This window comes from Lactococcus sp. bn62 (assembly GCF_029492705.2).
Taxonomy (GTDB): Bacteria; Bacillota; Bacilli; order Lactobacillales; family Streptococcaceae; genus Lactococcus; species Lactococcus petauri.
This window is the reverse complement of the sequence record NZ_CP120417.1, coordinates 1,234,394-1,246,615: the sequence shown is the minus strand read 5'-3', so window position 1 is coordinate 1,246,615 and position 12,222 is coordinate 1,234,394. Positions and strand designations below refer to the sequence as shown.

General features: G+C 38.1%; 10 protein-coding genes, 2 pseudogenes, 1 riboswitch and 1 other annotated feature. Of the genes and pseudogenes, 10 read left to right on the top strand and 2 right to left on the bottom strand.

Annotated features, from left to right (window positions below; all coding sequences use genetic code 11):
• Positions 1-51 precede the first annotated feature (51 nt).
• From P3G65_RS06475 to P3G65_RS06450, 6 genes are all read left to right on the top strand, one after another.
• Positions 52-498 (top strand): hypothetical protein, encoded by a 447-nt coding sequence (locus P3G65_RS06475; protein ID WP_019291905.1) that lies wholly within the window; start codon positions 52-54, stop codon positions 496-498.
• Positions 499-506: 8 nt separating this feature from the next.
• Positions 507-2,564, top strand: a complete 2,058-nt coding sequence (locus tag P3G65_RS06470; RefSeq protein ID WP_019291904.1) for a sodium:proton antiporter — start codon at positions 507-509, stop codon at positions 2,562-2,564.
• Positions 2,565-2,620: 56 nt separating this feature from the next.
• Positions 2,621-2,737: riboswitch (FMN riboswitch) on the top strand.
• 100 nt (positions 2,738-2,837) lie between these two features.
• Positions 2,838-3,422, top strand: a complete 585-nt coding sequence (locus P3G65_RS06465; protein WP_019291903.1) for an ECF transporter S component — start codon at positions 2,838-2,840, stop codon at positions 3,420-3,422.
• Between the two features lie 132 nt (positions 3,423-3,554).
• Positions 3,555-3,681: a sequence feature (ribosomal protein L10 leader region), on the top strand.
• A 34-nt stretch (positions 3,682-3,715) separates the two neighbouring features.
• Positions 3,716-4,231: a 50S ribosomal protein L10 gene (gene rplJ, locus P3G65_RS06460; protein WP_004257506.1), complete on the top strand. Its 516-nt coding sequence runs from the start codon at positions 3,716-3,718 to the stop codon at positions 4,229-4,231.
• Between the two features lie 78 nt (positions 4,232-4,309).
• The gene (rplL, locus tag P3G65_RS06455; RefSeq protein WP_004257497.1) at positions 4,310-4,675 is read left to right on the top strand and encodes a 50S ribosomal protein L7/L12; all 366 of its coding nucleotides are present in this window, start codon (positions 4,310-4,312) and stop codon (positions 4,673-4,675) included.
• 200 nt (positions 4,676-4,875) lie between these two features.
• Complete coding sequence (locus P3G65_RS06450) at positions 4,876-5,550, top strand: hypothetical protein (RefSeq protein WP_019292334.1); 675 nt, start codon at positions 4,876-4,878, stop codon at positions 5,548-5,550.
• Positions 5,551-5,591: 41 nt separating this feature from the next.
• On the opposite strand, the gene P3G65_RS06445 is transcribed toward P3G65_RS06450, so the two are convergent.
• Positions 5,592-5,939 (bottom strand): VOC family protein, encoded by a 348-nt coding sequence (locus tag P3G65_RS06445; protein ID WP_019292333.1) that lies wholly within the window; start codon positions 5,937-5,939, stop codon positions 5,592-5,594.
• A gap of 231 nt (positions 5,940-6,170) precedes the next feature.
• Here P3G65_RS06445 and P3G65_RS06440 point away from each other — a divergent pair.
• Together P3G65_RS06440 and P3G65_RS06435 are read left to right on the top strand one after the other, a co-directional pair.
• Positions 6,171-8,371: pseudogene (locus P3G65_RS06440) on the top strand (ATP-binding cassette domain-containing protein).
• 14 nt (positions 8,372-8,385) lie between these two features.
• Positions 8,386-8,721 carry a DsrE family protein gene (locus tag P3G65_RS06435; protein WP_019292332.1) on the top strand — a complete coding sequence of 112 codons (336 nt, stop codon included), beginning with the start codon at positions 8,386-8,388 and terminating at the stop codon, positions 8,719-8,721.
• Between the two features lie 117 nt (positions 8,722-8,838).
• Here the strand turns inward: P3G65_RS06435 and P3G65_RS06430 are convergent, their stop codons facing one another.
• Complete coding sequence (locus P3G65_RS06430) at positions 8,839-9,999, bottom strand: hypothetical protein (RefSeq protein WP_019293462.1); 1,161 nt, start codon at positions 9,997-9,999, stop codon at positions 8,839-8,841.
• Positions 10,000-10,424: 425 nt separating this feature from the next.
• Here P3G65_RS06430 and P3G65_RS06425 point away from each other — a divergent pair, with 425 nt between their 5' ends.
• Together P3G65_RS06425 and P3G65_RS06420 are read left to right on the top strand one after the other, a co-directional pair.
• Positions 10,425-10,613 carry a hypothetical protein gene (locus tag P3G65_RS06425; protein WP_284071128.1) on the top strand — a complete coding sequence of 63 codons (189 nt, stop codon included), beginning with the start codon at positions 10,425-10,427 and terminating at the stop codon, positions 10,611-10,613.
• 255 nt (positions 10,614-10,868) lie between these two features.
• Positions 10,869-12,175: pseudogene (locus tag P3G65_RS06420) on the top strand (PTS sugar transporter subunit IIC).
• The last annotated feature ends 47 nt before the right edge of the window (positions 12,176-12,222 follow it).

Genomic DNA, 12,222 nt, shown 5'->3' with positions numbered 1-12,222 from the left:
AAATGTGGCGCATCTCAGACAATAATCAATGAAAAAAGGACGAGTACGGAAATGACTGAAATGACTTTTGAAGAACGCTTAAAACAGCTTCGAAAGACTTATCTTGAAGGCGATAGTGAAGATAAGGAAGCTCAAGAGATGAATGCTTTCATGAGTTTATCAAAAGAAGATAAAATCAAAAAAATTGAAGCCCATTTAACAGAAATTGAAAATAAAAGAGAAGCTTTGGAAAGCACTCTCTCCAATCAAACAGATGCTCTCTCACGTGAGAATATTCAGCATCATCTGGAAGCATTAGCTGACAAAAAAGAACTTATGCTTCAAAAATTAGAATATGTTAAAAAAGATGAATTTAGTGCTGCAAAACGAGAACGAATCAAACGTCAGTTGGCAGAACTGGAATTTAAACGTTGTCGTCTACGCATGAATAATAAGGACTGTTCAAAGTTGGACAAGAAAATTCAAGAGAAACAAAGACGATTTAGAAATGATATTTAAGGAGTTATATGCTTCAGTCTATCCTTCATGTGATCATTTTCTTGCTCGCATTAGTTTTTTCAAATGTTATCAATAAAATTTTCCCTAAGTTAGCCTTGCCTTTAGTGCAAGTTCTCATAGGGATTCTTTTTGGTTTTGGAGGTATTTCAGAATTTCTTCACGTTGATCCGGAATTCTTCCTTGGTTTCATTATTGCGCCGCTCTTGTTTAGAGAGAGTACAGAAGCAGAAGTGAAACGGATTGTTAAACACCGACATTTGATACTTGTGCTTATATTCCCGCTGGTTTTTGTTACTGCTCTTGGATTAGGTGGTATTTTACATCTGTTTTATATGAGCATTCCTTTAGCAGCTTGTCTGGCTTTAGGAGCTGCACTAGCCCCAACGGATGCAATTGCTGTGGGTACGTTATCGACCCGCTTTGTTTTTCCTCAAAGAATCATGAATATTCTCCAGGGTGAGGGACTCTTTAATGATGCATCTGGTATCGTATCCTTCCAGATTGCTGTGCTTGCACTTGTGACAGGGACTTTTTCTTTACCACAGGCGACCCTTAATTTAATTCTGTCCATTATAGGTGGCTTTGCTATTGGTATTGGGCTTTCGATTTTTAAAAATAAAATTTTAGAAATTCTTGATGATGTCGATGCGCGTGATGTCAGTGGCTATTTGATGCTGGAGTTCGTAATGCCGCTTGCAGCATTTGCTTTGGCCGAAGTTTTGCACGTTTCGGGAATTATCGCCGTTGTTGTTGCTGGTATCTTCCAGTCCAATGGTTTTCGACCAACTACTGTGTTTGATGCACAAGTGACGCGTGTCAAAAATAGTGTATGGGAAACGATTGTGTTTATGTTGAACTCAAGTGTCTTTATCTTCCTTGGGATTGAGTTGCATAGTCTTGTTTTTCCTTTCCTTTTTGATCGGACATATTCCGTTTTTTGGCTGGTTTTTGTTGTACTACTTTTGACTTTTGCTCTATTTTTGCTAAGATTTTTAATCTTATTGTCTTATTATTTGGTGACTGTCAAAGACAAGGGAGAAATCTTTCACTCTTATTGGAGCGAACTGTTATTGTTGACTTTTTCTGGTACAAAAGGGACGGTTTCCATTGCGACCATACTTCTTTTACCTCAGCTTGCGGATAATACCAACAATCTATTAATCTTTTTTTGCGCCTCAGTTACTGGTTTAAGCTTTCTTGTGAGCTTGCTGACTTTGCCTTACTTTGCAGTTGAGAAAAAACGCACGGTCAATAATTTGGCAGTTATCGCAATTTTAGGTGACGTTGTGCAAGAATTACGGGAAAGAATTACTGAGAAAGCGCAAAATGGCTATCACCTTGTGATTGCTGATTATCAAAACCGGATTCAGAAGCTCATTGTAGAGCAAGAAAGTGCTGGAATTACAGAAAATTTTAACACCTTGCAATTATTAATTATCCGTGTAGAAATTGAAGGGCTTGAAGATGCGCTAGAGAAAGAAAAAATCTCGATGCGTACTTATCGCACCTACCATCGCTACATACATACTTTGGAGCAAGATTTGGCACATGACTTGGTTTCGAGTATCCAGTTTGCCCAAGTGGTTACTTTGCGTGCTTTGAAAGTTTTAAAAACACGTATTTCTCGTTTTGACTTCCAACTTTCCCGTCCAAAAGTTGAAGATATGGAAGAAACGCGCCAAGAGATTAGCAATCTTTATTTAGATAATACAGAACTTGTTCTTGAACTTTTGGAAAATTTAGGGACAATCTATAATGCACAACTTGTTGACTTTCTCCAAGCAGAACGCTTCCGTCAAGCAGAGCATATTGCTCAAGGTAACTGGAACTATGTTAATGGATTTCGTGTAGCTACAGAATTGACGAATATAGAAGAATTGATGGAAGCCTATTATTTAGAGCGTAAGGTGATTTTCGAATATGAGCATACAGGACGAATTGCGCTTAATGAAGCTAAAAAATTACGCCAAACCGTTAATCTTTTGGAAGAATATGCCTTAGCAAGCGATCACCGTTCCTTCCTTTACGATTTATTTGAATTTCGTAAAAGAAGAAAAGGAAAATAAAAAAGCGTGTGAGCGATCTTTTTTTTGACCAAAAATAATTTTTTGTGATATAATAAACGTATCTTCAGGGCACCGTGAAATTCGGGACCGGCGGTTAAAGTCCGCGAAGCTGAAAAGCTTGATGTGGTGTAATTCCACAACCGACAGTAAAGTCTGGATGGGAGAAGAATAGGAAATAAGACCAGCTCTTTTTGGGTTGAGTCCGTTTTCGTCAATATTCAAAAACTCCCTTCAAAATGAAGAAATATTATTTTCTATTTTGGAGGTTTTTTCGTGTCAAATTCAAAAACACGTCGACTCACACTTATCGCAATGCTCAGTGCAATTTCTTTTGTACTGTCCTACCCAATGTTCCAATTTCCTTTGGTGCCAAGTGCAAGCTTTTTAAAGATTGACTTCACAATCTTGCCCATTTTGATTGGACTATTTATGCTTGGCTTAAGCAGTGCTTTTGCTATTCTTATCATTCGTTCGCTTTTGTGGTTACTTTTAAATAGTGACGGAGTGAATACCTATATTGGTTTACCAATGAATATTTTGACAGTTACTGTCTTTGTGCTGGTACTTTGGTTCTTTCTCCGTCACAGGTTTAGCTTGCGTAACTATATTATGGCAGCCATTTTGGGGACATTGGCTTTGACTGTCTTGCAGGTAGTACTTAACTATGTATACGCTATACCCCTTTACGCAATGTTTGCTAATTTTGATATCGCAACAATGTTTCCTGGTGGTATTTCAGCTTATATTGGTGCTGTTATTGTCTTTAATATTCTACAAGGTCTCATTTTTGCAGGAAGCTTTGCTTTACTGTATTGGGCCCTCCGAGGATCAAAAGCCATCAAATTTATTAATGCTTAAACAGAAAAATAGAGCCTATAACTCAGGGCAAACTGAAAGAGAAAATGATCATGACTTCGTTAATGGTCATTTTTTTGTTTTTTTATTAATTTTTCCCTTGCATTTTTTAAAAACATCTGATATACTAATAGAAGTTCTGAAAAGGACTGACCGAAGACAGTTGGGGACATAAGTCATAAGCATCCAACCGAGGACAAACATTTTAAACAATGATTGAACTCTCTATGTCTTTTGGTCGTGGGGATTTTTATTTGTAAAAATTCCTACGAACAAAATAAAATGGAGGTAAACAAATGAGCGATTACAAAGTAAACGAAGCAACTATTGCTAAGAAAGCTGAGTTGGTTGACGTATTTGCAGAAAAATTCGAAGCTGCGACATCTATCGTTGTTGCGAGCTCACGTGGTTTAACTGTAGAACAAGACACTCAACTTCGTAAAGAGTTGCGTGAAGCCGGTGTGGAATTCAAAGTTGTTAAAAACTCAATCTTGCGTCGTGCAGCTGAAAAAGCTGGACTCGAAGGTTTGAACGACAGCTTCGTAGGCCCATCAGTAGTAGCTATCTCAAACGAAGATGCTATTGCCCCTGCTAAAATTTTGAGCGAGTTTGCTAAAACAGCAGACAAACTTGAAATCAAAGCTGGTGTTATCGAAGGAAAAGTTACAAGCAAAGAAGAAGTTGCAGCTATTGCATCTCTTCCAAGCCGCGACGGTCTTCTTTCTATGCTTCTTTCAGTGCTTCAAGCACCTGTCCGCAACGTGGCTCTCGCAGTCAAAGCTGTTGCAGAAAAAGAAGAATCAGCTGCTTAATTCCATATGGAATGACAGTAAGCAAATTTTATATCGGCGGATTTACGCAACAAACTAAAATTTACTAGGAGAATCAAAATGGCATTGAACATTGAAAACATCGTTGCTGAACTTGAAACAGCAACAATCCTCGAACTCTCTGAGCTCGTTAAAGCAATCGAAGAAAAATTTGACGTAACTGCAGCTGCTCCTGTAGCAGTAGCAGCTGCTGGCGGCGAAGCTGCAGCAGAAAAAGATTCATTTGACGTTGAATTGACAGCAGCAGGCGACAAAAAAGTTGCTACAATCAAAGCTGTTCGTGAAATCACTGGTCTTGGCTTGAAAGAAGCTAAAGAACTCGTTGATGGCGCACCAACAATGATCAAAGAAGGCGTTGCAACTGCAGAAGCTGAAGAAATCAAAGCTAAATTGGAAGAAGCTGGTGCTTCAATCACACTTAAATAATCATTTAAGTTCAATTTAGATGCAAGCTTCCAATATTTTGGATAAGATTGCAATAAAAAAACAGCCATTATTGGCTGTTTTTTTATATCGTTATGTAGTGAGTTGGCACAAGTATTCCCTTGTATTTTTACGTGAGAAATTATATTTTTGTTATACTAGATTTATAATAGAAACTGATTCGAATACAAAGAGGAGTGCATATGATTGATAAATACAACTTGCCTAAGGAAGAATTACTTTCTTTACTAATGGAAGAGTCCAAGTTAGCACCACAGCATCAGCTGCCAGGTGAAGAGATTGAGGGGGTGAATGTTACCATGCAGTTTTTACGTGATGAAACTGGTCAAGTGCGTTATCTCCCGCGCCGTAAAGTGATGGGCTATGATCTTGATGGTGTAATTTTTTCTATGAAGAAAGCCATTGAATATACCAATCAAAAATTGGGCACTAACTTAAATATTGAAACGATGGAAGCTATTGACTATGACTTGATTTATTATGCAACAATGGATGAAGACATTCAGCGAAAAATTATCAGAGAAAGTACACCAAATCGCAATATGGTCGAAGATTTGGCAGAAGAACATTTGAACGGAGCAGAAATAGTACTGATTACAGCACGTCATGTTTCTTATGCTAAAGAAACGATAGAATCGCTTAATCGTTTCGGTATTTATTATGACAAAATTTATTTTACTGAGGAGAAACTGCCGTTAATTATTGGATTGGATATTGATTGGTTCTATGATGACAAACCGGAAACCATTGCAGCCATTAAAAATCATAAAGTACGCACAAAAGCCGTGCTTGTCTCAGCGCCCTATAACCGTGGTGCCACAGACTATGATTATCGCTATAAAGTAGGACTTGAATAACTGTTTGGAGCTTCTTGCTTGAGTGCTGTGAGAGTTTACTTTCATATTTCTGTCACAGACCAGATATGGCATGAGGGATCTTCGATATTAATGACACGCTGGCCATGAGCAATGAAAAAAGGGTTTTCAGGCGTACCGGGAGCAACCAGTTGTCCACCATTGTCAAATGCCAGCACTAAAATGTTGTCAATATCCTTCAAATAGATTTGCAGACAAAGACCAACACCGCCTCGAGATTTCGGGGTGTTTTCTTTTACTTCAGCTAAAGCAAAGGGATAATTTTCTATTTTAAAATGACATCCATCCTGTATGCTTGCTCCGAAAACATTTTGATAAAATTTTATAGATTGCTTAATATCTTGCACAAAAAGATTAATTGAAATGTCCATAATAGCACTCACTTTCTATTCTTTATTGTACACAATGTGCGTGTAGTTTACTAATGATTTGTAATTCATTTATACGAGAAAGCATCAATATTATAATTAAAAATAAAAAGCTTTGAAAATCAGATAAAAACAACTAAAAAAATGATAAAATAGGACTTAAGCAACCCCCAAAAATTGAATTTTATAGTTTGCAGGCTCTTGTCTACGGACTTTATGAAGAAGGAGAAAACGATGCCTGATACGATTAGTGTCATTGCAGATAAGGTCAATAATTTAAAGAATGTGTCGCTTGAAATCCCCAAGAAGAAAATAACAGTCTTTACTGGTGTTTCAGGCTCTGGGAAATCAAGCCTTGTTTTTGATACTCTTGCCGATGAGTCACAACGCCTCTTAAATGAAACCTTGCCTGCATTTGTTCGACAGTTTCTACCCAAATATGAACGTCCTGATTTGGAGCGGATTGAAAATCTTCCGGCCTCCATCGTCATTGACCAAAAAACTTTAGGGGGCAATGCGCGCTCGACTCTTGCGACAATCACTGATATTGCACCTGTTATTCGTCAACTTTTTGCAGGTGGAGGAAGCCCCCAGCTTGGAGCAGACCATTTTTCGTTTAATCTTTCAGCGGGCATGTGTCCAGAATGTCAAGGTATTGGTAAAAAACTAGAGTTGAAAATGGAGCTTTTTATTGATAAAGAACGCTCACTTAATAATGGTGCAGTTCTTTTTAAGCCTTACCAAAAAATCATCAAAATGTATGTAGAGAATGGTCTTTTTGATGGTGAAAAATTATTGAAAGATTATACAGAAGAGGAGCTGGATCGCCTTTATCACGGCAAAGAAGTCGGCAAAATCAAAATGGGCGAATACAACCTTACCTACGAGGGAATAGTTGACAAGTTTAATCGTGGTTTCTTGCAGAAAGAAGGTGACTTGTCTGCAGGTGCCCAAAAGACACTTGCAACTTATACGCATGAAGCGCTTTGCCCAGTTTGCCAAGGGAAACGTTTAAACCAAGAAACACTAGCGGTACGTTGGTTCGGACATAGCTTTGCGGATTTGATGAGTATAGAGCTGACAGAATTAAGTGATGTTCTGGCTCCACACGAGGGAACAGAACACCTTAAACAACAAATTGATCATCTGATCAACCTTGGGTTAGGTTATCTCAGTCTTGATCGAGAAACGACGACTTTATCTGGTGGAGAATCTCAGCGTGTAAAATTAGTAAAGCATTTAAATAACGCGCTATCGGATATGCTCTATATTTTTGATGAACCCTCTGTTGGTCTGCATCCGAGGGATGTGGCTCGTATTAATAGCATCTTTACAAAGCTGCGAGATAAAGGAAATACTGTGCTTATTATTGAGCATGATCCGGATGTCATCAAAATTGCTGATTGGGTGATAGAAGTTGGACCTGGTGCTGGTGTACATGGTGGTGAGATCATGTTTGAAGGAAGCTATGAGCAGCTTCTTCAGTCTGATTGTTTAATGGGGAAATATCTTTCTAAGATGACAACCATTAACAAAAAACCAAGACATCCAGTTCACTTTTATCAAGGAGAAATTTCAAACGCTAACAACCTTAAAAATGAACATCTTGATATTCCTCAAGGGCTTCTCACCGTTTTGACCGGTGTAGCTGGTTCAGGAAAATCAACACTTGTAGAGCATTCTTTACGATCAACTTATCCAGAAGCTATTATGGTGACACAAGCAAGTCTAGCTGCCAACAGCCGTTCGAATCCAGCGACTTTTATAGGCATTATGGATAACATCAGAAAAGCCTTTGCAAAAGTGAATGAAGTTAAGCCTAGTCTATTCAGCTACAACTCCGAAGGCGCGTGCCCCGCTTGTGAAGGTAGAGGTTATATCGAATCTAACTTGGCATTTATGGAAACAGTGAAACAAACCTGTGAAGTTTGTCAGGGGAAACGTTACAAGATGGAAGCTCTAGCCTTTAAATATCAAGGAAAAGATATTACGGAAGTCCTAGACTTAACGATTGAAGAAGCTTTGGATTTTTTCAAGTCTGCTCCAGCGATTAAGAAAAAAATAAAAGCTATGAACGAAGTAGGACTTGGTTATCTGACATTGGGACAGCCAACGAGTACTTTATCTGGTGTGAACGTCAGCGCTTGAAGTTGGCTAATGAGTTTTATCAAAAAGGAAATCTTTTTATTCTGGATGAACCATCAACAGGTCTGCATCTGTCTGATATTAGCCGTCTGATGAAGATTATGAAACATTTTGTTGACCAAGGCAATACCTTGGTCGTGATTGAACATCAGTTAGATATCATTCGCCAGGCGGACTGGATTATTGATATAGGTCCAGAAGGTGGCTCAGCTGGTGGCCAAGTGATTTACGCAGGACCGCCAGCTGGGTTACGAAATTGCTCAGCTTCACTTACTGCCCAATATATCTAATAGGAGACATAAAGATGTTACAAGTTATTCTGCATATTGATGAAAACAACAAATGGAATACACTCCTCTCTAACGTAAAGAATCTCAAAGAATGGCTCACTCAGAATAAAGAACCAGGCAAGATTGAGATTTTAGTAAATGGAGAAGCAGTAGAAATGGTACTGAAGTCCTCACCAGTGGATCTTGTGGAAGTCTTCAAAAGAGACGTCAAAGTTGCCGTTTGCCAAAATTCTTTAAACATGAGAGGATACAAAGTAGAAAGCCTACAAGAAGGTTGTACAGTTGTGCCCGCTGGTATTGTGGAACTCGTCCAAAAACAGAACTCAGGCTTTGCATATGTTAAACCATGAGATATTTTACTTTCAATATAGAGCATAAAATCATTCCAAACTATCAGGATGATTTTTTTTAGCTATATAGTATATTTGAAATAAAAAAAGACCTCCTATGAGATCTTTTATTTTTAATTATTCAGCAGTTTTCACAGCAACTTCGCCAGAAACTTTAAATTGGTTAGCGGCATCCAATTCTTTGTATGCGTCCAATTGTTCTTGAGTTGCGAAGTAAAGGTTACCATTGATTTCAGATGGGATTGTTTTGCCATCTGTACCTTTCATATCGCGAGCTTTGATTGATGCATTTTCTGCAACGTAAACATCACCTTTAATGTTACCACCTTCGAGGTCAAAGCCAGGTGATTTAATGATCAAACGTTTTGTAGTCAAAGTAAATGAATCTGTGACTTGGTGTTTGTCGTTTTGGGCGATCAATGCCAATGTACGTTGAATTTGGCCGCTCTCGTTCATGAAGATACCATCAACAGTGATGTCTTTATCAGCCGCATCGATATCTGAGTTACCAGATACTAACCAAGCACCTTTAGCGCTCAAGCCTGAAGCTAAGACATCAGCTGCATCTGTACCAGTTGTTGCACCAGTTTGAGTATCAGGTCCGTTACCTTCAAATTCGTGAGTTACTTCACCGTGTTCACCAATAGTGATTGCACCCATAGGGAACTCAAGAACTTCACCTTCGACAACTTTAGTTTCACCTGTTACTTTTGGTTTTTGCTCTTCAGGAAGTTTATTATAAGCATCCATGAGGTCTTGACTTGCAAAAGTCAAGTTACCGTCGATAGTTGCTTTACCTTCAACACCTTTACCGCTTTGTGCACCGAATCCAGGTGCGAAGACAGCTACATCACCTTTAATTGTACCATTAGAAAGCTTGAAACCAGGTGATTTTACTTCAACTTTATCAACAGTCAAAGTGTAACGGTCAGTCACAACGTGATCAGCATCTTGTGCGTAAGCTGCAAATTTACGTGCGATTTGGTTTTTGCTAGCATAAACACCCTCAACAGTCAAAGTTTTACCTGAAGCATCCATGTCTTTTGTGATTGCTGCCAACCATGAACCGTTTTTAGACAATCCTTTTTGTAAATCTTCGAAACTGTTTGCTCCAGCAGTTGCTCCTGTGAAGGCATCAGCTGATTTGCTGCTGTCAGATTGTTCAGTTTTCGCATCGTTGTTGCCGTTTGCTGAGTCATTGTTGTTGCCACATGCTGCAAGCAAGAAGATTGAAGCTGCTGACAAAGTTACGATTGAAGCCAATTTAGTGGTTTTCATTTAGATTCTCCTAAATAATAAATTTGAATTGAGTTTGAGAGTGGTTATGAAATCGCTCGCAAACCTCGACACTTTAATTCTAACTTAAAAAAAAATAAAAAGCAAGAATTTGCCGGTTTATTCACAAAGTTAAAAAGTGCATCTTTTCCATACAAATTGTGAGATACGAATGACAATTACTGCATTGTATATCTTAATTTATGACATCTATCTGCAATAGATTGCTTAGGGTTTCTGTGTGTTTAATTGTTTTTCATCCTAAAAAATAAACCTTAGAAGAAGAGATAACATCAAAAATTTAATTGTGCTCAAATGTGGATGTCTCAGGGATGGGCCAACACTTTAATTCTATCTATTTAGACAGTAGAATTAAAGAATATTACTATAAGTTATGCCGATGTAGTCTAAAGAAATAAACAGAAGCGATGGAAACAGAAAAATTAAAAGACAGAGTTGAAAAGTTGGAGAGCAAACATGAAAAGATGACTATTGGATTATTTGTTCATGATATTATCCTGATTGCTTTATCTGTGGCGGTGAGTTACTTTTTTTGGATGAAGGTAATCTCTATAGAAGAGAAAGTTTTAACAAGAGGGTTAAAGCTTTTTTATTAAAAATGTCATCCAGAGATAAAAAAGTGCAATCTTGGTTATTGATTGAAATATAATTTCAATTAATATATAATGAAAGGGTATTCAAAGAAATATTGTTCTGTTGAATAGACATGTACGTTTTGCTGATTTCCTAAAAGAAGGAGTCAATCGCTAGTGGCTGAGCCGATGAACGTGCGCATATTTTATTTAAACAAGTGATCATTATTAGCTGGATTTATAGTTGATATGAAATAAAATTTACTTAAAGGAGTAAACATGCAAAAATTTCTCAAGTGGATTGAAACAAGATTGATGCCACCTATGACCAAAATTGGGATGCAACGCCATATGGTTGCTATACGTAACGGGGTTATCTCTACACTCTCCCTTATCCTGATAGGCTCTTTCATAATGGTTTTCGCCAATTTTCCGATTCCGGCTGTGGCGGAATGGTTAGCACCACATATAGCCAACTTAACAATTCCTTTTCGAATTACAATGGGTTTAATGGCAATCTATGCCTCTTTTGCCATGGGGGATTCTTTGGCTAAGTCTTATGATTTAGATGGTGTCACAGGAGGCGTTCTCTCATTAGCAGCTTTTTTGACTTTAACAATCCCTTTAAATGTCGATACTGTACTGACTGAAGCAGGCGAAGCGGCGATTGGTTGGGTCCTGCCTATGCAATACTTAGGTGGTGCAGGAATGTTCTCTGCGATTCTAACAAAGATTTTCGCCGTGGAAATTTATCGTTTCTTCATCAAATGGGATATCACGATTAAAATGCCTGATGGAGTACCACCAGCAGTTGGTCGTTCATTCGGAGCATTATTACCAGGAGGATTTATTATTATCTTTCTCTGGATAGTACGTGTAATGCTCAATTTTGATATTAATGCCTTTATCATGAGCATTTTCAATCCAATTGCTGATCTGATGGGCAATAATATGTTTGGTGCTTTATTACCTATGATTTTTATCCATTTGCTTTGGGCGGCTGGTGTTCATGGAATGAACATTATCGGCTCCATTGTTCGTCCGATGTGGCTTATGATGCTCGATGCAAATATGGCTGCTATGGCAGATGGAACTCCGTTGACACAACTTCCTTATGTCGCACCAGAGCAATTTTATCAATGGTTTGTCACAATGGGCGGTGCGGGTGTAACATTGGTTCTTGTTTTCCTGCTCTTTACTTGTCGTGCCAAATATCTGAGAGATATGGCAAAACTGACCTTTGTACCAGGGCTATTTAATATCAACGAACCTTTAATCTTCGGTATGCCTTTGATGATGAATCCGGTCTTTACGATTCCTTTTGTTTTGAATCCCATAATCTTAACGATTGTTTCTTACAGTGCTGTCAGATTAGGATTGGTAAATGGTTTTGTGGCCAATGTGCCATGGACCTACCTGCTCCAATTGGTGCTTATATGGCAACGGGGAATGACTGGCGTGCAATTATTCTTGTTTTAGTCAACCTCTTTATTGCTGGCTTAATTTATTATCCATTTGTAAAAATGTATGACAAGCAAATGCTTGAAGAAGAAAAGAAAGCAGCTGCTGAAACTGAAGGAGCTTAGATTTAAGTGCTCATTATTTAAATAAAAGTTCACATATAGAAATTGTA